This is a genomic window from Herbaspirillum sp. C7C8 (genome assembly GCF_022627875.1).
Classification (GTDB): Bacteria; Pseudomonadota; Gammaproteobacteria; order Burkholderiales; family Burkholderiaceae_D; genus Herbaspirillum.
Genome location: NZ_JABXGG010000011.1, coordinates 104,436 through 122,759 on the forward strand (window position 1 = coordinate 104,436; position 18,324 = coordinate 122,759).

Here is an 18,324-nt window from a genome sequence, read left to right on the forward strand (position 1 = left end):
GAGGAGTACACACGATGGCTGCACCCAAACGTATTGCGCTGGTGACCGGCGCAGGTTCCGGCATCGGCCGGCAGATCACCCTGGCGCTGCTGCGCGAAGGCTATGGCGTGACGCTGGCCGGACGTCGCCAGGAGGCGCTGGAAGAGACGGTCAGGCTGGCCGCTGAACACGCTGCCCATGCGCTGGTGGTGGCGGCCGACGTGACTGATCCGGCGTCGGTGAAGCAGCTCTTCGCCAGGACGCGCGAACGCTTCGGGCGGCTGGACATGCTGTTCAACAATGCCGGCATCTTCGCCCCGCCGGTGTCGCTGGAAGAACTGAGCGTGGAGCAGTGGAAGGCGGCGGTGGACATCAACCTGACCGGGGTTTTCCTCTGCACCCAGGAAGCCTTCCGCATCATGAAGGAGCAGTCGCCGCGCGGTGGCCGCATCATCAACAACGGTTCGATTTCGGCGCATGCGCCGCGTCCGTTCTCGGCATCCTATACCGCGACCAAGCACGCCATCACGGGTCTGACCAAGGCCACCTCGCTGGATGGCCGCGCCTATGACATCGCCTGCGGCCAGATCGATATCGGCAATGCCTCCACCGACATGACCACCCTGATGAAGAAGGGAACGCTGCAGGCCGACGGCTCCACCAAGGTCGAGCCGACCATGGATGCCGAACACGTGGCCCGGGCCATCCTCTACATGGACAGCCTGCCGCTGGAGGCCAATGTGCAGTTCATGACCGTGATGGCGACCAAGATGCCCTATATCGGGCGGGGTTGATGGCCCTTGTTTGTTCCGAAATGAAGAAATGGCCGCAGTGATGAGCTGCGGCCATTTTTCTGAAGCGCTGAAAGGCTTGATCCTCTAGCCGATGATCAGCGCAGGACCCACGCCAATCTGAGATATTTGCAATCCGGCGTCGGAAGAGATGTTGCGGGACACGAAGAACGTCAGCCCGGATTACCCTTCATGCCCTGCCACTCCGGCGTCAACTGCATGGCAATCCCGAACATGTCCAGCACGCGCCCCAGGGTGTGATCCACCATTTCTTCCATGGACGCAGGGCGCTGGTAGAAGCCGGGCAGGGGCGGGAAGATCACGCCGCCCATTTCCGTGACTGAGGTCATGTTGCGCAGATGGGCCAGATTGAACGGGGTCTCGCGCACCATCAGCACCAGTCGGCGGCGTTCCTTGAGCACCACATCGGCTGCACGGGTGATGAGATTGTCGGAGAGGCCATGCGCCACGGCGGCCAGGGTCTTCATCGAACAGGGCGCCACCACCATGCCGGCAGAGGCGAACGAGCCACTGGCGATGCACGCGCCGACATCGCGCACGTTGTGCACCACATCGGCCAGCGCTTCCACATCCTTGCGCCGCATGTCCAGTTCCTGGTGCAGATTGAGCACGCCGGCTTCGGAGACCATCAGATGCGTCTCCACCTGACCATGCTTGCGCAGGTGTTCCAGCAGCCGGACACCATAGATGGCCCCGGTGGCCCCGGTGATCGCAACGATCAGGCGCTGGCGGGGCTGACTGGAAGAAGCACTCATGCGCGCTCTACGGGGCAGGGCAGACTCAGCCCTTGATCAGGGTCTGCAGCTCGCCCGAGGCGTACATCTCGCTCATGATGTCGGAGCCACCGACGAATTCGCCCTTCACGTACAGCTGGGGAATGGTCGGCCAGTTCGAGTATTCCTTGATGCCCTGGCGCACGTCGGGGCTTTCCAGCACGTTGACGGTGACGATGTTCTCGGCGCCGCTGGCCTTGAGCAGCTGGATGGCCTTGCCGGAAAAGCCGCATTGCGGGAACTGCGCGGTGCCCTTCATGAACAGCACCACAGGGTTTTGGGTCACGGTTTCTTTGATCCAGGATTGGACGTCGCTCATGGCTGTGCCTTTAAAAATGGGATTGCCCGACATTATAGGGAAAAGCCGGCAGGCGCGTTGAAATCGGCAGCACGCCATTCGTCCGTCTGAGCCGGCGGGAAATTGCATCAGGGAAATGATTTATATCGTATGCAGTTTCTTCTGGGCAGCAGATGAGGGTGCTGCGCAAGACATTCAAGCAGAGCGATGAACAATGTTCACTGCGGTTTTGCCGGGAAGTTGCCCGGCGTAATGATTTATATGTTTTTCACAGGCATCGCCGATGCTGTGGCCCCAATGAAAAAGGGCGCTTGCGCGCCCCTTCCTCGTGAAATCCGGCTGGCTTTCTCAGCAGCCCTGCAGGCTGCGAGGTGGCTTGCCGTTGGTGTCCTGGCTTATGCCGCTCCGGCTACCGCATCCTCGGGCGTGTCGTCCGGCAGGCGCTTGGCAATGGAGTGATGCTCCTGCAACTTGTCCTTGTGCTTGATGACCTGGCGATCGAGCTTGTCGATCAGGGTGTCAATGGCAGCGTAGAGGTCGTGTGCGATGCTTTCCGCATGTAGATCCTTCCCCTTGATGTGGACGTTGATTTCCGCTTTTTGGCGCTTTTCCTTTTCTGTGAGTTTATCTACGCTCAGGATCACGCTGACGTCGATCACGTTGTCGAAATGGCGCTTGATACGCGAGAGCTTGCTTTGCACGTATTCCCGGATGGCGGGGGTCAGTTCGAGGTGGTGTCCACTGATGGTCAGATTCATACAAGACTCCTATCGTGAAGTCACTGGAGGTTCGTGCAATCGATCCTGCTGCAGCTGTACCACGGGCACGGTCTTCGTGTCGGATGGCGTGGGCATCAGTCGGGATGCTTGCCTGAACACAGCAACGGTACTGCAGAAAAACTGAGGAAAAACTCAGAGGGACTTGCGGAGATTGACTGGCGGAATCTTCAACACTTCGCGGTATTTGGCGACTGTGCGTCGCGCGACCACCATGCCTTGTTCTGCCAGCATATCCGCAATCTTGCTATCGGATAATGGGGTCTGCGGGTTTTCGGCTCCTATCAACTGTTTGATCAGCGCCCGTATCGCGGTGGAGGAAGCTTCGCCTCCGGTTTCAGTCGCGACGTGGCTACCGAAGAAGTATTTCAACTCAAACATACCATGCGGAGTGAGCATGTATTTCTGAGTCGTCACGCGAGAGATGGTGCTCTCGTGTAGACCCAGTGTATCAGCAATTTCACGCAGCACAAGGGGGCGCATGGCCACTGCACCATGGGAAAAGAAGTTTCTTTGACGTTCCACAATAGCCTGCGCGACGCGCAAAATTGTATCGAAACGTTGCCGCATGTTCTTGATGAGCCACTTGGCTTCCTGCAACTGCGAGGACAGCGAACCTTCGCCCTTGGCCTGCTTCAAGGCACTGGCGTACATCGCATTGACGCGCAGCTTGGGCATGACCTCATGGTTGAGCATGACCTGCCAGCCGTTCTTTGTCTGCTTGACAATCACGTCCGGCACCACGTAGTCCGAGGCGTCACGCGCGAATTCGGCACCCGGATGCGGACGGCACTGGCGGATCACGGCCTGGGCTTCACGCAGGTCTTCGTCATCACAATCGAGAGCCTTCTTGATCTTGTTGAAGTCGCGCTGGGCGAACAGCGGCAGGTAATCCTCAACGATCCTCAGCGCCAGCTTGCGCGTGACAAAGGGGATCTTGGGCAGGCGGCGGATCTGCAAGGCCAGGCATTCGCCGGCACTGCGCGCGCCCACGCCGGCCGGGTCCAGGCTCTGCAGCAGCTTGAGCGAAATCGACAGCTCTTCCATGTCGATACCCAGCTCTTCAGGCAGGCGCGCGAGGATGTCTTCCAGCGGTTCTTCCAGATAGCCGCTCTCGTCGAGCGCATCGGTGAGCAGTTCCAGCAGCGCACGATCGCGCAGGGTGCGCGCAGTCACGCGGATCTGTTCCAGCAGGTGTTCGCGCAGGGTCAGTTCATGGGCTTCCAGCTGCGGGCGGGCATCGTCGTCATCGGGTGACTTGCCGCTGCGGGCGACGTCATCGAAGCTCCAGTCGGCATCACCGGTGACACCGGTGTCCGGATTGTTGTCCTGGTACTCGAAGCTGGAATCGCCATCGCTGGCAGCGGGCGTCGCTTCGCCGCTGTTTTCATGAGGGGTGTCGGCCACGCCACTGGAAGGCGAACTGGAGACGGCACCGTCGGCCAGCAGACGCACCGAATTGTCGAGAGCGTCATCGAGACGCTCCAGCAGGGGATTGTCGGAGAGGATCTGTTCCAGTTCCTGGTGCAGTTCCAGCGTCGACAGTTGCAGCAGCCTGATCGACTGCTGCAGTTGCGGCGTCAATGCGAGGTGCTGCGAGGTACGTAACTGGAGCGACTGTTTCATCTGTCTTTCTGAAAGCGGCGTGGCCCGCGGGTTGCTGTGCCTGTCGTTGCGTGATGCCTGGGTGTCGGTGATGCTCGATACGTAGGGCGACTGTGCTGCTTACATGCGGAAGTGCTCGCCCAGATAGACGCGGCGTACCGACTCGTTGGCAATGATCTCTTCCGGATTGCCGCTGGCCAGCACCGTGCCCTGGTTGATGATGTAGGCGCGATCGCAGATGCCCAGCGTCTCGCGCACGTTGTGGTCGGTGATGAGCACGCCGATGCCACGCTCCTTGAGGAAGCGCACGATACGCTGGATCTCGATCACCGCAATCGGGTCGATACCGGCAAACGGTTCATCGAGCAGCACGAAGCGCGGATCGGTGGCCAGCGCGCGAGCGATCTCGACGCGTCGGCGCTCACCGCCCGACAGTGACAGGGCCTGGCTTTCGCGCAGCTTTTCGATCTGCAGTTCGTGCAGCAGGTTGTTGAGGCGGCCCTCGATTTCATCGCGCGAGAGCGGCTTGCCGTCTTCCTGGCGCAGCTCCAGCACGGCGCGGATGTTGTCTTCCACCGTCAGCTTGCGAAACACCGAGGCTTCCTGCGGCAGGTAGGATAGGCCCATGGTGGCGCGCTTGTGAATGGGCATGCGCGAAATGGGCGCGCCATCCAGGTCGATCTCGCCGCCATCGGAGGGTACCAGCCCCACGATCATGTAGAACGAGGTGGTCTTGCCGGCACCATTGGGGCCGAGCAGGCCGACCACTTCGCCGCTGCGCACTTCCATCGAGACATCGCGCACCACCTGGCGCGCGCCGTAACTTTTCTTCAGGCCGCGAACGACCAGCGAACTGGCTACCATCCTTACTGGTCCTTTCCGTTCTGACGACGCGCTGCCGGCTGGGCCGGTGCTGCGGGCTGGGCGTCCGTGGCCGGCGGCGGGTTCTTGGGCTGGATCACGGCCGTGATGCGGCCCGCGCCCGGCTTGCTCTGGCCGCTGGCAGTGTTGTTGACCGAATAGAATTCGGCGCGGCTGTCATAGGAAATGAATTCGCCGTTGACTTCATCGGTGATGCGGTCGCCGTCCATGCGCTGGATGTGGGCGCGCTGGAACAGCTTGGACACTTCCGTCTGCTCCGAATACTCGATGCGCTCGGCCTGGCCTTCGATCCACAGATTGGGGCCGCCGTCACGCTTCTGGCGGAAGGTTGCCAGCGCACCAGGCGCGGCATACAGCACCGCATTTTCATAACCGTACTGATCGGTCGTCAATACCACGCGGCCGGCCTTGATGATCAGGGTGCCACGTGTCATCACGACGTTGCCGGTGAAGGTCTTCACCTGGCGCACGTCGTCATAGACCATCTGGTCTGCCTCGATGTTGGTGGGCTTGGTGGAGTCCGCCTTCTCGGCGTTGGCCACACCGCACACGGCAGCCAGCATCAGCATCGGCAGTAAGAGTGAGCGTTTCATTGGTTTCCTGTCTGTTCGATTCTTGGCGTTCTTGTCCGGGACTGAACCGGCTTAGCGTTTCTTCGGTGCGGGCTCGTAATAGCCGCGTACATTGCCGAGCAGCTGCACCACCTGCGTCGCATTGTTGGCCACCATGCCCACCCCATTGAGGCGCGTGGTCCCCATGGTCATGGCGACCGGCTTGTCGGTCTTGACGATTTCATCATCGGGCAACAGCAGCAGGTATTGCGAGACCAGGTGCATTTCTTCGCGGCCCTTGTAGGGCGCGCGGATTGCATTGGCATTGCCGTACATGTGGATCTGGGTCTGGTCGTCGGTGACCCGTGCGGTATCCGAATAGAGCTGCATGGGCGCCTGGTTCTGGTCCAGGTTGTGCACCACCGGCTTGGTGATCTCGAAGGAGTCATCGCTGGGGAAGTGCACCATCTTGACGCCGGAAACGTCATAGCGCGGCAGGCCGGTCGGACCCATCTTCACGTAGCTGAAGTTTTCCAGATAGTAGTCGGGTTTGCCGCGCGGACGCTGCGCCGGCTGCTGGTCGCCGGAGGCGCGCATGACCTGCATGACCCAGAAGCTGCCCAGGGCCGCCGCGATCAGGATCACCAGGATCACCGCCAGGCGGATGCGTTCGGCCTGGCGTTCGCCGCTGCGCCCGCTCATGTCAGGTACGGCGCCAGCGCCGCCTCGTAGTTGCCTTGTGCGGCCAGTACCAGGTCGCAGATCTCGCGCACCGCGCCATGGCCGCCGGCGGCCTGCGTGACATAGTCGCTGCGCGATTTCACCTCACGATGACCGTTGGCCACGCAGGCCTTGAAACCCACGCGGGTCAGCACCGGCAGGTCGATGATGTCGTCACCCAGGTAGCCGCACTCCTGCGGGGTGAGCTGTACTTGCTGCAGCAATTGTTCGAAGGCCTGGCGCTTGTCATGGATGCCCTGGAACACATGGGCAATGCCCAGGTCGCGCGCGCGGCGCAACACGTAGGGAGACTGGCGCGCGGTGATGATGGCGGCGGCAGTACCGTACTGCTGCATCATCTTGATGCCGTGGCCGTCGAGGGCGTTGAAGCGCTTGAAGACTTCCCCCTCGTCGCCGTAGTACAGACCGGCATCGGTCAGTACCCCGTCGACGTCGAAGATCATCAGGCGGATCGCGGCCGCCTTGGCGAGTGCTGCAGCGGGCAGGGTGCTGGCGAAGGCTGGCGCGTTCATCAGATCACCTTGGCGCGAGTCAGGTCGTGGATGTGCAGCGCGCCCGTGAGCACGCCGTCCGCATCGGTGACCAGCAGCTGGTTGATGCGGAACTGTTCCATGAGCTGCACCGCGTCCACCGCCAGTTGGTCCTGCTGGACGGTCTGCGGATGGGCGTGCATGACATCGGCGATACGGAACCTGGTGAAGTCCGTACCGCGCTCCAGCAGACGGCGCAGGTCGCCATCGGTGAACACGCCGATGGGCCGGAATTGCTCATCGACCACGGCGGTCATGGCCATGCCCTTGCGCGTGATTTCCATCAGCGCGGCCGAGAGCGACACATCCGGACGCACGGCGGGAATCGCTTCGCCGCTGCGCATGACGTCGCGCACGTGGGTCAGCAGGCGCCGGCCCAGCGCACCACCGGGGTGGGAGCGGGCAAAATCCTCCTCGACGAAACCGCGTGCGTCCAGCAGCGACACCGCCAGCGCATCGCCCATGGCCAGGGTAGCCGTGGTGCTGGCCGTCGGGGCCAGGTTGAGGGTACAGGCTTCCTTGGCCACGCCGACGTTGAGGTGCACGGCGGCCAGCCTGGCCAGGGAGGAGTCGTCGTTGCCGGTCATGGCGATGATCACCGTGCCCATGCGCTTGATGATGGGAACGATGGCCAGCAGCTCGGCCGTTTCGCCGGAATTGGAAATGGCGATGAAGACATCACGTGCCGTCACCATGCCCAGGTCACCATGCGCGGCCTCGGCCGGGTGCATGAAGAGCGCGGGGGTACCGGTAGAGGCCAGCGTGGCGGCCATCTTGCGGCCGATGTGGCCGGATTTGCCGATCCCCGAGACGACGGCGCGGCCTTCGCATTGCAGCACGGCTTGCACGGCCCGCGCCAATGGCTCGGCGCTGTCGTCGCGCAGGCGGTCTTTCAGTGCCAGGATGGCATCGGCTTCGATCTGCAGGGTCTGGCGTGCCAGGTCGATGGCGCGACGGGCAGCCCCGGCCGAAAAAGATGCAGGCGTGGTTTTGTCATCGGTTACACTCATAACCGAAGTATAAACGAATTAGCAAAGCAAAAAACTTGCCAGATGTAAGGGAATGCTGCCGGATTTGATGCCAAGCGCCGCGTTGCGTCGCACCGCAGCACCGCAGCCACGGGGGATTCCCGGCCAGGACGGGGATGGCGAATGGCATCGCAACAGGGGCAGAGGGTACTCTGCGGTGGTGAATAACTCTGCTGTTGTGGCGCTACACGTATGAATTCTACGGCGTTTCTTCTGGTCGCCGCCCGGTATTTTCCTTCACTCTGCACGCTGGCTGGATGAACTGCCATTTGCTGGTGCGTTGCCAATTTATTCACATCGAACCCGCCGTCTGCGGCGGCTTTTGACTAGAAACCCAACAGCAATGTTTTCCGGACTGGAACTGACCCTTTTCCTTCTGGCTGCGGCGGTGCTCGGCGTGGTCGCCTTCCGCATGATGCAGCTGCCGCCCATGCTGGGCTACCTGGTCGTGGGCATCATCATCGGCCCGCACGGTCTGGCCTTTGCCGAGGACAATGAAACCACCCATGCCCTGGCCGAATTCGGCGTGGTATTTCTGATGTTTTCCATCGGGCTGGAGTTTTCGCTCTCCAAGCTCTCGGCCATGCGCCACATCGTCTTCGGCCTGGGCGTGGCGCAGGTGGCTGCGACCATCGCCGCCACCATGCTGCTGGCCTGGGGGGCGGCGATGGTGTTGCCGCAGTTCGCCAACGTGAGCTGGCAGGCGGCCTTCGCGCTGGGCGGGGCGCTGACCATGTCCTCCACGGCCATCGTCTCCAAGCTGCTGACCGAACGGCTGGAACTGGAAACCGAACACGGTCGCCGCATCCTCGGCGTGCTGCTGTTCCAGGACCTGGCGCTGGTGCCGTTGCTCATCGTGGTCCCGGCGCTGGCCAACAATTCCGGCAACATCATGGTCACGCTGGGCTGGGCGGTGGGCAAGGCGTTGGTGGTGCTGGCGCTGCTGCTGTTCTTCGGCAGCAAGCTCATGCGCGGCTGGTTCCGCATCGTGGTCAAGCGGCGCTCGCAGGAATTGTTCATGCTCAACCTGCTGTTGATTACGCTGGGTGCGGCATGGATCACCGAGAAGGCCGGCCTGTCGCTGGCCCTGGGCGCCTTCATCGCCGGCATGCTCATTTCCGAGACCGAGTTCAAGCACCAGGTGGAAGAAGACATCAAGTCCTTCCGCGATGTGCTGCTGGGCTTGTTCTTCATCACCATCGGCATGCTGCTCAATGTGCGTACGCTGGTCGATCACTGGTTCCTGGTGCTGCTCCTGCTGACCGGACCGGTGCTGCTCAAGTTCGCCCTCATCGCCGGACTGGCGCGCCTGTTCGGTTCGACCACCGGCGTGGCGCTGCGCGTGGGCCTGGGCCTGGCGCAGGCGGGGGAATTCGGCTTCGTGCTGTTGAGCCAGGCCGGTGGTCTCAAGCTGGTCGATCCCATGCTCATTCAGGTGATCCTGGCGGCGATGGTGCTGTCGATGCTGGCCACGCCCTTCATCCTGGCCAAGTCCGATGCCATCGTCATGAAGTTCTCCGCCAATGAATGGATGTTGCAATCGCTGGCCCTGACGCAACTGGCGACCCGCACCATGGGTGTGCAGAAGCACGTGATCATCGCCGGCTTCGGCCGCAGTGGCCAGAGCCTGGCGCGCCTGCTGGAAGAGGAGGGTATCGCCTATCATGCGCTGGAGATGGACCCGGAACTGGTGCAGGACGCCCGCAACGGGGGGGCCAATGTCTCCTACGGCGATGCGGCACGGCGCGAGAGCCTGGTCGCCGCCGGCATCCACCGCGCGGCGGCGCTGGTGGTGACCTATGCCAGCACGCCCTCGGCGCTGAAGGTCCTGCATCACGCCCACGAACTGGAACCCGAGTTGCCCGTCATCGTGCGCAGCCACGACGATGCCGACCTGGAAAAACTGCTGGCCGCGGGGGCCACCGAAGTCGTGCCGGAAGCACTGGAAGGCAGCCTCATGCTGGCCTCGCACGCACTGGTGATGCTGGGTGTTCCGCTGCGCCGGGTGGTGCACCGGGTGCAGGATGCGCGCGATGAACGTTACGCCTCGCTGCGTGGTTATTTCCACGGCATGTCGGACGCCGAGGCCGATGGCGTGGGCATGAACGTGCGTCTGCAATCGGTGACGCTGATCGGCGGTGCCAGTGCAGTCGGTCATACCCTGGCCGAGATCGACCTGCCCACCCAATGCGGTGCCGAAGTCGCCATGTTGCGGCGCGGAAAGCAACGCCTGGAATCCCCCGAGAATACCGTTCTGATGGCGGGCGACATCGTGGTGCTGCGCGGCAGTTCCGAAAGCATCCTGCGGGCCGAAAAGCGTCTGCTCAGCAAATAGCCGATCCGGCAGACGATCCGGCGGACTTCAGCAGGTCAGCTCATCATTCCAGCCTGCCAAAAATAAATATTCACTTGCGCCTTCGCACACCTGTTCCCCTGGTACGGGAAATGCTAGTGTTTCCGGGCGGCAGGGAAGCGACCATATCGCTTCCCTGCACGCATCAGGACTACGGGTCCACACAATGAATCCGTTGTAGAGAAAACAAAAGTGAAGTCCGGGAGGAACATGTTCAGCAAACTCACCATCAGGGCACGCCTGATTTTCGTCATCGGTTTTCTGGCGCTGCTGCTGGTCGCCTCGGGCGTAGTGGGCCTGGTCGGTCTGCGCTCGACCAATGCCCAGATGCGCTCGCTCTATGAAGACCGACTGGTCGCCTTCTCTCAACTGGAGCGCATGTCGGCCGCACTGGATGCGGCGCGCAACGGCATCTCCACCTCCATCGCGGGCGACTCCGGCGACATTGACGCCAACATGGACAAGATCGAGAAAGCCCTCAAGGCCAACGACGCCGTCCTCAAGCAATATCAAGACACCCAGCTCAACAGTGATGAGCGCGCACTGCTGGAGAAGCTCATACCCCAGCGTCGGAAGTTCGCCACCGATGGCGTCAAGGCCGCCGCCGATGCCTTGCGCAACCGCGATTTCCAGGGGGCCATCGAACTGTCTGGTGGCGCCATGCTCAAGCTCTATACCGATGCGCACGCCACACTGGCACAACTGATGGACTTGCAGCGCACCGTGGGCCGCGAGCTGCATGAACAGGCACAGCAGCGCTACCAGACCTTGCTGGTCGTGATGGGCGTGACGATGGGCGCCGGTCTGATCGTGGCACTGCTCATGGGCGTACTGCTGGTACGGGCCATTTCACGTCCCCTGCAGCGCGCCGTGAAGGTGGCGCAGGCGGTGGCAGCGGGCGATCTCACCCAGCAGATCGAGGTACACAGCCAGGATGAAACAGGCCAGCTGATGCAGGCGCTGCGACAGATGAACGAAAACCTGCAGGGCATCGTGGGCCAGGTGCGTCTGAGTACGGACACCATCGCCACGGCCTCCAGCGAGATCGCGCAGGGCAACCTCGACCTCTCCTCGCGCACCGAGCAGCAGGCTGGTGCGCTGGAAGAAACCGCCTCCGCCATGGAGCAGCTGACCTCCACCGTGCGCCACAACGCCGACAACGCCCAACAGGCCAAGGAACTGGCGCAGTCCGCCTCCGCAGTGGCGGTGCGCGGCGGGGAAGTGGTGCGTCAGGTGGTCGATACCATGAGTTCCATCAACCACTCGTCCAGCAAGATCGTCGACATCATCAGCGTGATCGATGGCATCGCCTTCCAGACCAACATCCTGGCCTTGAATGCCGCCGTGGAAGCGGCGCGCGCCGGTGAGCAGGGGCGCGGGTTTGCGGTAGTGGCCTCGGAAGTGCGCTCGCTGGCCCAGCGTTCGGCAGCGGCCGCCAAGGAGATCAAGGTCTTGATCGATGATTCGGTGACCCGCGTGGGCAGTGGCAGCGCGCTGGTGGCGCAGGCCGGCCAGACCATCGATGAGGTCGTCAGGAGCGTGCAGCGCGTGAGCGAAGTGGTCACCGACATCAGTGCGGCCGGACAGGAGCAGAGCCAGGGCATCGAGGAAGTCAACAACGCCATCACCCAGATGGATGAGACCACGCAGCAGAACGCCGCCTTGGTGGAGCAGGCCGCAGCGGCGGCCCAGTCGATGCAGGAACAGGCGGCACGGCTGACCGAGGCGGTCAGCGTGTTCCGCTTGGGAGGCGCGGTGGTGACCGGCGCAGCGGCATCGCCGGCGCTGGCATCACGCACGGCTGTCACGGGGGCGGCACCGGCAGCGGTCGCCTTGCCGGGTACGGGTGGCTTGCTGCTTCGCTGACAGACCTGTTACAGCGTCTTACCGTACCGGCAAGGTTTTCCAACCTTGCCGGTACAGTGATCAATTTCCAACCAGTACAGTCGTATCAACTGTCCAGGGCCACATCCTCGGACGCCGCCGAACGGGTGCCCGGCAAGGGCGGGTTGCTCTTGCCGTGATAGGCGAACACGGCCGAACACTTGACCTGTTCGCTATCGTTGCGCCCGGCGGCATGGAACAGGCCGCTATGGAACAGCACGACGTCACCGGGCTCCAGTGACAGCGCGATCCCTTGTGCAAACAGGGCCTGGTTGGCCGGCACGTCCGGGCGCAGGAAATCGAGTTCGTCCATCTGTTGCGGCTGCAGCTTGAGCTTGTGTGAACCGGGGATGAACTTGAGTGCGCCGTTTTCCGGTGTTTCCGCGCCTAGCGCCAGCCACACCGAAATCAGGTCATTGCGCGGGAAGGACCAGTAGCGGATGTCGCGATGCCAGCCGGTGGCGGTGCCGAAGGCCGGATGCTTGGTCATGATGCAGTTGTGATGCGCCAGGGTGAGGCACACCGGTTCCTCGAACAGTTGATGCAGCATGGCCACCAGTTGCGCATCGGCAGCCCATTCGCGGTACACCGGATCCCGCTGCCAGGCTGCGCGCAGACGGCGGGCGGTACGGCCTCCTTCGGCTTCCAGCGAAACGGGAGCGCCTTCGTAGCCGACCTCGGCCTCATACTCCAGCGGGGCGACGGCACGTTGCAGATGATCCTGGGTGACGGCGAGCAGGCGCTCGCGCAGGGCGTCAGGGACCATGCCCTTGAGCAGGAGATAGCCCTGTTCGCGGAAGAAGGCGACCTGGGCGGGTGACAGCGGGTTCGACATGATGGACTTTCGGGGTTGCACGGCCGCCCGTCCATGACGGACGGGCCAGCCTTCATTGTGCGCCGGATGGCGACCAGGTGCATGACTGTATGCCATGGCCGGCGCAGCGCAAGATACAGATGCGCGCCATTTCTGTATCGTTTGCGCGGGCGCAATTCCGGACTTCTTTTTTACTTCGACTTCTTCTTCAGCAGCGGGCCCAGGTACTTGCCGGTGACGCTGGCAGGATTCTTGGCCACGTCCTCAGGCGTGCCTGCGGCGACGATGCGGCCACCGCCGGCCCCCCCTTCGGGACCGAGGTCGATGATCCAGTCGGCGGTCTTGATGACGTCCAGATTGTGCTCGATGATGGTCACCGTATTGCCCTGGTCGCGCAGGCGATGGATCACCTTGAGCAGCAGGTCGATATCGTGGAAGTGCAGGCCGGTGGTCGGTTCATCCAGGATGTAGAGCGTGCGGCCGGTATCGCGCTTGGACAGTTCCAGCGACAGCTTCACGCGCTGCGCCTCGCCCCCCGAGAGGGTGGTCGCGCTCTGGCCCAGCTTGATGTAGCCCAGGCCCACATCGAGCAGGGTCTGCAGTTTGCGGGCGATCAGCGGCACGGGTTTGAAGAATTCGTGCGCGTCTTCCACCGTCATGTCGAGGATCTCGGTGATGTTCTTGCCCTTGTATTGCACTTCCAGTGTTTCGCGGTTGTAGCGCTTGCCGTGGCAGACATCGCAGGGCACGTACACGTCCGGCAGGAAGTGCATTTCCACCTTGATCACGCCATCGCCCTGGCAGGCTTCGCAGCGGCCACCCTTGACGTTGAAGGAGAAGCGCCCGGCGCTGTAGCCGCGTTCCTTGGCCATGGGCACGGTGGCGAACAGGTCGCGGATCGGCGTGAACAGGCCCGTGTAGGTGGCCGGGTTGGAGCGCGGCGTGCGGCCGATCGGTGCCTGGTCCACGGCGATCACCTTGTCGAAGTGTTCCAGTCCGCCGATGGCTTCGTGCTCGGCCGGTTCGGTCTGCGAACCGTACAGGTGGCGTGCTGCCGACAGGTACAGCGTGTCATTGACCAGCGTCGACTTGCCTGAACCGGATACCCCGGTCACGCAGGTCAAGAGACCCACCGGCAGTTCCAGATCGACATTCTTGAGGTTGTTGCCGGTGGCACCGGTGATGGTCAGCATGCGCGATTCATCGCAGGGCGTGCGCTTCTTGGGCACGGCGATTTCCAGCGAGCCGTTGAGGTACTTGGCGGTCAGCGACTTCTTGTTCTTGAGGATGTCCGGCAGCGAACCATGGGCGATCACGTCGCCGCCATGCACGCCCGCGCCGATGCCCATGTCGACCACGTAGTCGGCGGTGCGGATGGCGTCTTCGTCGTGCTCCACCACCAGCACGGTATTGCCGATGTCGCGCAGGTGCTTGAGGGTTTCGATCAAGCGATCATTGTCGCGCTGGTGCAGGCCGATGGAGGGTTCATCGAGCACATACATCACGCCGGTCAGGCCCGAGCCGATCTGCGAGGCCAGGCGGATACGCTGGGCTTCGCCGCCCGAGAGCGTGTCGGCGCTGCGTTCCAGCGAGAGGTAATCGAGACCGACGTTGTTGAGGAAGGTCAGGCGCGAGACGATTTCCTTGATGATGCGATCGGCGATTTCCTTCTTGGCGCCGGTCAGCTTCAGGGTCTCGAAGAAGGACAGGGTCTCGCGCAGCGGCGTGGCGGCGACTTCGTAGATGGCACGCTGCTGCTTGCCGCTGCCCACCTTCACATAGCGCGCTTCCACCCGCAGGCGGGCGCCGTGGCAGGACGGGCACTGCTTCTCGTTGATGAACTTGGCCAGCTCTTCCTTGACCGCCATCGAATCGGTTTCGCGATAGCGACGCTGCAGGTTGTTGACCACGCCTTCGAAGGTATGCTCCTTGACCACGGTGCGGCCACGCTCGTTGACGTAGGCGAACGGAATGGTCTGGCGGCCCGAGCCGTACAGCACCACTTGCTGTGCCTTGTCGTCGAGCTGCTCGAAGGGCACATCGAGGTCGAAATCATAGAAGGCGGCGATGCTGGTGAGCATCTGGAAGTAGAACTGGTTGCGGCGGTCCCAGCCCTTGATGGCGCCCGAGGCCAGCGACAGGTTGGGGAAGGCGACGATGCGCTTGGGATCGAAGAACTCGATATGGCCCAGGCCATCGCATTCGGGGCAGGCACCCATGGGGTTGTTGAAGGAGAACAGGCGCGGCTCCAGCTCCTGCAGCGAATAGCCGCAGATGGGGCAGGCGAACTTGTTGGAATACAGGTGTTCCTTGCCGCTGTCCATTTCCAGCGCAATGGCCCGGCCATCGGCCAGGCGCAGCGCGGTTTCGAAGCTTTCGGCCAGGCGCTGCTTGATCTCCGCCTTGACCTTGACGCGGTCGATGACGACGTCGATGGTGTGCTTCTCGGTCTTCTTCAGCTTGGGCAGCTCGTCGACTTCATAGACCTTGGCCGTGCCGGTGCCGCTCTGGATGCGGAAGCGCACGAAGCCCTGGGCCTGCATCTCTTCGAACAGGTCGGCATGCTCGCCCTTGCGGTTGGCCACCACCGGGGCCATGATCATCAGCTTGGTGTCTTCCGGCAGGGCCAGCACGGCATCGACCATCTGCGAGACCGACTGCGCCTCCAGGGGATGCTCGGGGTGGTCGGGGCAGTAGGGCGTACCGACGCGGGCGTACAGCAGGCGCAGGTAGTCGTGGATCTCGGTGACGGTGCCCACGGTGGAGCGCGGGTTGTGCGAGGTCGCCTTCTGTTCGATGGAGATGGCCGGGGACAGACCTTCGATCATGTCCACATCGGGTTTTTCCATCAGTTGCAGGAACTGGCGCGCATAGGCTGACAGCGACTCCACGTAGCGGCGTTGCCCCTCGGCATACAGCGTATCGAAGGCCAGCGAGGACTTGCCCGAACCGGACAGACCGGTGATGACGATGAGCTTGTTGCGGGGGAGGTCTAGGTTGATATTCTTGAGATTGTGCGTGCGCGCGCCGCGAATGCGAATTTCTTCCATGGATGCCTTCAGCTAGGGGTTGCCTGCCCCCGCATGCGATGACGCCTTGTGCGGAGCAGCGATGGGACAACATGTAACTATAACAGGACTGCGAAGGGCCGGCAGGCAGGGCTGCAGCGGCAGAAAACGCATGTGGGCATGGATCGGCAGATTCAAAGCGCGACAGTGCAACAAGCCCGGACGTGTAGCGCCAATGCCGCAGGAAATCGCAAGCGGCAGGTTTTCGGCGATGGATGCAGGACATGAAAGCACATCAATCCCGCCAGCCGGGAATGAATCGGCCTTGCGCTGCTGCCGGTGGGCGGGACTATCCTGTTACCATAATGCTTTTGCCTCGCAGTCCGGCTCCCATGTCGAGCCGGGCGCCGCCAACGCCAGCCACGAACCGTATGTCCCACCACACCCGTTCCACCGCACAGCCCGAAAAATCCGGCATGTCGCGCGCCGAGGTGCGCGCCAGCGTTTCTCTTGCCTCCATTTTTTCCTTGCGCATGCTTGGCCTGTTCCTGGTCCTTCCGGTGTTTGCGGTGCACGCACACAGCCTGCCCGGCGGCGACAGCGACACCCTGGTCGGCATCGCCCTGGGCATCTATGGCCTGGCCCAGGCCTGCGGGCAGATTCCCTACGGCATCGCCTCCGACCGCTACGGACGCAAGCGCATCATCGTCATCGGCCTGCTGCTGTTCGCCCTGGGCTCCTTCGTGGCCGCTGGTGCGCACAATGTGCTGTGGTTGCTGATTGGCCGTGCGTTGCAGGGCTCGGGGGCGATTTCGGCGGCCATCACTGCCTTCATCGCCGATTCCACCCGGGAGGAACATCGCACCAAGGCCATGGCGATGGTGGGCGCTTCCATCGGGGTGACCTTTGCCGTCTCGATGGTGGCCTCGCCGCTGCTCTACAAGTCCATCGGCATGGGCGGCATCTTCGGCCTGACCGGCATCCTGTCGCTGATCGCCATCGTGGTGGTGATCTGGGTGGTCCCGGCCGCGCCGATGGTGCAGGCGCGTCGCGTTCCCCTGGCCGAGGTCTTGCGCCATGCCGAACTGCTGCGGCTCAATTTCGGCGTCTTCACGCTGCACCTGACCCAGGTCGCCATGTTCATGGTGGTGCCGGCGGCCCTGGTGCAACTGGCCGGCATACCGCTGGGGGAACACTGGAAGATCTATCTGCCGGTGGTCCTGGCCTCCTTCGTGCTGATGCTGCCCCCCATCATCGTGGCCGAGAAATATGGCCGCATGAAGCCAGTTTTCGTCGGCGCCATCAGCCTGATGCTGCTGGTGCAGCTGGGCTTCTGGGCGGTGCTCTCGCATCCCCTGGCGCGGGTGTGGATGCTGGTGGCGCTGCTGTTCCTGTTCTTCGTGGCCTTCAATATTCTGGAGGCGGCCCAGCCTTCGCTGGTGTCGCGCATTGCGCCGCCGGCAGCCAAGGGCGCGGCGCTGGGCGTCTACAACACCTTGCAGGCGCTGGGACTGTCCTGCGGCGGGGCGCTGGGCGGCTGGCTCAAACAAAATGTGGGGAATTCCGCCGTATTCCTTCTCTCAGCCGCCCTCACGCTGACCTGGCTTATAATCGCGGCTAACATGAAAAACCTGCCGCGCCGCGCTGCGCAGGCGGCGGGTGCAACAGCCTAAACGTATTCAGGAGAAACAATGGCATCGGTCAACAAAGTCATCATCGTCGGCAATCTCGGGCGCGATCCGGAAACGCGCTACATGCCCAACGGCGAAGCCGTCACCAACATCGCCGTCGCCACGACCGAAAGCTGGAAGGACAAGAACACCGGCGAAAAGAAGGAGCTCACCGAATGGCACCGCATCACCTTCTACCGCAAGCTGGCTGAAATCGCCGGCCAGTACCTGAAGAAAGGTTCGCAGATCTACGTCGAAGGCCGCCTGCAGACCCGCAAGTGGCAGGACAAGGAAGGCGTGGAGCGCTATACCACCGAAATCATCGCGGACACCATGCAGATGCTGGGCGGCCGTCAGGGTGCCGGCGGCGGCAGTGGCGGCATGGATGAAGGTGGTTATGGCGGCGGTGGCGGCAGCTACGGCGGCGCTGCGCCGCGCCAGAGCGCCGGCGGTGGCGCAGCAGCTGGCGGCGCACCGCGCCAGCAGCCGGCCCAGCGCCCGGCAGCGAACTTCTCGGATATGGATGACGATATCCCGTTCTGAACGGACCTCGTTTTCTGGCACCCGACAGTCGACAGGCTCGCTTCCCTTGGGAGCGGGCCTTTTACTTTGCAGGTCCC

General features: G+C 62.7%; 16 protein-coding genes. 5 read left to right on the plus strand and 11 right to left on the minus strand.

Features of this window, described 5'->3' with window-relative positions:
* The first annotated feature begins 14 nt into the window (after positions 1 to 14).
* The gene (locus tag HWE01_RS14375) at positions 15 to 773 is read left to right on the plus strand and encodes an SDR family oxidoreductase (RefSeq protein WP_175344400.1); all 759 of its coding nucleotides are present in this window, start codon (positions 15 to 17) and stop codon (positions 771 to 773) included.
* A 170-nt stretch (positions 774 to 943) separates the two neighbouring features.
* Here the strand turns inward: HWE01_RS14375 and HWE01_RS14380 are convergent, their stop codons facing one another.
* From HWE01_RS14380 to HWE01_RS14420, 9 genes are all read right to left on the minus strand, one after another.
* The gene (locus tag HWE01_RS14380) at positions 944 to 1,546 is read right to left on the minus strand and encodes a UbiX family flavin prenyltransferase (RefSeq protein ID WP_008332151.1); all 603 of its coding nucleotides are present in this window, start codon (positions 1,544 to 1,546) and stop codon (positions 944 to 946) included.
* 25 nt (positions 1,547 to 1,571) lie between these two features.
* Positions 1,572 to 1,883, minus strand: coding sequence for a Grx4 family monothiol glutaredoxin (gene grxD, locus HWE01_RS14385; protein WP_008332149.1), 312 nt, complete (start codon positions 1,881 to 1,883; stop codon positions 1,572 to 1,574).
* A 374-nt stretch (positions 1,884 to 2,257) separates the two neighbouring features.
* Positions 2,258 to 2,620, minus strand: a complete 363-nt coding sequence (hpf, locus tag HWE01_RS14390) for a ribosome hibernation-promoting factor, HPF/YfiA family (protein WP_008332148.1) — start codon at positions 2,618 to 2,620, stop codon at positions 2,258 to 2,260.
* A gap of 153 nt (positions 2,621 to 2,773) precedes the next feature.
* On the minus strand, positions 2,774 to 4,264 hold the full coding sequence (locus HWE01_RS14395) for an RNA polymerase factor sigma-54 (protein WP_008332145.1): 1,491 nt from the start codon (positions 4,262 to 4,264) through the stop codon (positions 2,774 to 2,776).
* A gap of 99 nt (positions 4,265 to 4,363) precedes the next feature.
* Positions 4,364 to 5,107, minus strand: a complete 744-nt coding sequence (lptB, locus tag HWE01_RS14400) for an LPS export ABC transporter ATP-binding protein (RefSeq protein ID WP_008332143.1) — start codon at positions 5,105 to 5,107, stop codon at positions 4,364 to 4,366.
* Positions 5,108 to 5,109: 2 nt separating this feature from the next.
* On the minus strand, positions 5,110 to 5,718 hold the full coding sequence (lptA, locus tag HWE01_RS14405; RefSeq protein ID WP_008332141.1) for a lipopolysaccharide transport periplasmic protein LptA: 609 nt from the start codon (positions 5,716 to 5,718) through the stop codon (positions 5,110 to 5,112).
* Positions 5,719 to 5,769: 51 nt separating this feature from the next.
* On the minus strand, positions 5,770 to 6,378 hold the full coding sequence (gene lptC / locus HWE01_RS14410; protein ID WP_008332140.1) for an LPS export ABC transporter periplasmic protein LptC: 609 nt from the start codon (positions 6,376 to 6,378) through the stop codon (positions 5,770 to 5,772).
* Positions 6,375 to 6,929 carry a KdsC family phosphatase gene (locus HWE01_RS14415; protein WP_008332138.1) on the minus strand — a complete coding sequence of 185 codons (555 nt, stop codon included), beginning with the start codon at positions 6,927 to 6,929 and terminating at the stop codon, positions 6,375 to 6,377. The genes lptC and HWE01_RS14415 overlap by 4 nt, the downstream gene beginning before the upstream one ends.
* The gene (locus HWE01_RS14420; RefSeq protein ID WP_008332137.1) at positions 6,929 to 7,957 is read right to left on the minus strand and encodes a KpsF/GutQ family sugar-phosphate isomerase; all 1,029 of its coding nucleotides are present in this window, start codon (positions 7,955 to 7,957) and stop codon (positions 6,929 to 6,931) included. Before HWE01_RS14420 ends, HWE01_RS14415 begins: the two co-directional genes overlap by 1 nt.
* A gap of 361 nt (positions 7,958 to 8,318) precedes the next feature.
* Here HWE01_RS14420 and HWE01_RS14425 point away from each other — a divergent pair, with 361 nt between their 5' ends.
* Positions 8,319 to 10,310 (plus strand): monovalent cation:proton antiporter family protein, encoded by a 1,992-nt coding sequence (locus HWE01_RS14425; RefSeq protein ID WP_241822166.1) that lies wholly within the window; start codon positions 8,319 to 8,321, stop codon positions 10,308 to 10,310.
* A gap of 228 nt (positions 10,311 to 10,538) precedes the next feature.
* Complete coding sequence (locus HWE01_RS14430; protein ID WP_008332134.1) at positions 10,539 to 12,194, plus strand: methyl-accepting chemotaxis protein; 1,656 nt, start codon at positions 10,539 to 10,541, stop codon at positions 12,192 to 12,194.
* Between the two features lie 85 nt (positions 12,195 to 12,279).
* On the opposite strand, the gene HWE01_RS14435 is transcribed toward HWE01_RS14430, so the two are convergent.
* Both HWE01_RS14435 and uvrA read right to left on the minus strand, forming a co-directional pair.
* Entirely contained in the window at positions 12,280 to 13,047 is a 768-nt protein-coding gene (locus tag HWE01_RS14435; protein WP_008332133.1) for a phytanoyl-CoA dioxygenase family protein, read from the minus strand.
* Between the two features lie 170 nt (positions 13,048 to 13,217).
* A complete protein-coding gene (gene uvrA / locus HWE01_RS14440; protein WP_008332131.1) occupies positions 13,218 to 16,076 on the minus strand; it encodes an excinuclease ABC subunit UvrA in 2,859 nt (952 codons plus the stop codon).
* A 389-nt stretch (positions 16,077 to 16,465) separates the two neighbouring features.
* On the opposite strand from uvrA, the gene HWE01_RS14445 reads away from it, so the two are divergent.
* Both HWE01_RS14445 and ssb read left to right on the plus strand, forming a co-directional pair.
* Positions 16,466 to 17,707: an MFS transporter gene (locus tag HWE01_RS14445; RefSeq protein ID WP_241822167.1), complete on the plus strand. Its 1,242-nt coding sequence runs from the start codon at positions 16,466 to 16,468 to the stop codon at positions 17,705 to 17,707.
* A gap of 18 nt (positions 17,708 to 17,725) precedes the next feature.
* Positions 17,726 to 18,247, plus strand: a complete 522-nt coding sequence (ssb, locus tag HWE01_RS14450) for a single-stranded DNA-binding protein (RefSeq protein ID WP_241822168.1) — start codon at positions 17,726 to 17,728, stop codon at positions 18,245 to 18,247.
* The last annotated feature ends 77 nt before the right edge of the window (positions 18,248 to 18,324 follow it).

Bases quoted from the DNA above. Each gene is read 5' to 3' on its own strand.
- HWE01_RS14435 (WP_008332133.1), bottom strand. From the start codon at position 13,047: ATGTCGAACCCGCTGTCACCCGCCCAGGTCGCCTTCTTCCGCGAACAG.
- HWE01_RS14375 (WP_175344400.1), top strand. From the start codon at position 15: ATGGCTGCACCCAAACGTATTGCGCTGGTGACCGGCGCAGGTTCCGGC.
- HWE01_RS14380 (WP_008332151.1), bottom strand. From the start codon at position 1,546: ATGAGTGCTTCTTCCAGTCAGCCCCGCCAGCGCCTGATCGTTGCGATC.
- lptC (WP_008332140.1), bottom strand. From the start codon at position 6,378: ATGAGCGGGCGCAGCGGCGAACGCCAGGCCGAACGCATCCGCCTGGCG.
- HWE01_RS14395 (WP_008332145.1), bottom strand. From the start codon at position 4,264: ATGAAACAGTCGCTCCAGTTACGTACCTCGCAGCACCTCGCATTGACG.
- HWE01_RS14445 (WP_241822167.1), top strand. From the start codon at position 16,466: ATGTCCCACCACACCCGTTCCACCGCACAGCCCGAAAAATCCGGCATG.
- lptB (WP_008332143.1), bottom strand. From the start codon at position 5,107: ATGGTAGCCAGTTCGCTGGTCGTTCGCGGCCTGAAGAAAAGTTACGGC.
- HWE01_RS14430 (WP_008332134.1), top strand. From the start codon at position 10,539: ATGTTCAGCAAACTCACCATCAGGGCACGCCTGATTTTCGTCATCGGT.
- hpf (WP_008332148.1), bottom strand. From the start codon at position 2,620: ATGAATCTGACCATCAGTGGACACCACCTCGAACTGACCCCCGCCATC.
- ssb (WP_241822168.1), top strand. From the start codon at position 17,726: ATGGCATCGGTCAACAAAGTCATCATCGTCGGCAATCTCGGGCGCGAT.
- grxD (WP_008332149.1), bottom strand. From the start codon at position 1,883: ATGAGCGACGTCCAATCCTGGATCAAAGAAACCGTGACCCAAAACCCT.
- HWE01_RS14415 (WP_008332138.1), bottom strand. From the start codon at position 6,929: ATGAACGCGCCAGCCTTCGCCAGCACCCTGCCCGCTGCAGCACTCGCC.
- uvrA (WP_008332131.1), bottom strand. From the start codon at position 16,076: ATGGAAGAAATTCGCATTCGCGGCGCGCGCACGCACAATCTCAAGAAT.
- lptA (WP_008332141.1), bottom strand. From the start codon at position 5,718: ATGAAACGCTCACTCTTACTGCCGATGCTGATGCTGGCTGCCGTGTGC.
- HWE01_RS14420 (WP_008332137.1), bottom strand. From the start codon at position 7,957: ATGAGTGTAACCGATGACAAAACCACGCCTGCATCTTTTTCGGCCGGG.
- HWE01_RS14425 (WP_241822166.1), top strand. From the start codon at position 8,319: ATGTTTTCCGGACTGGAACTGACCCTTTTCCTTCTGGCTGCGGCGGTG.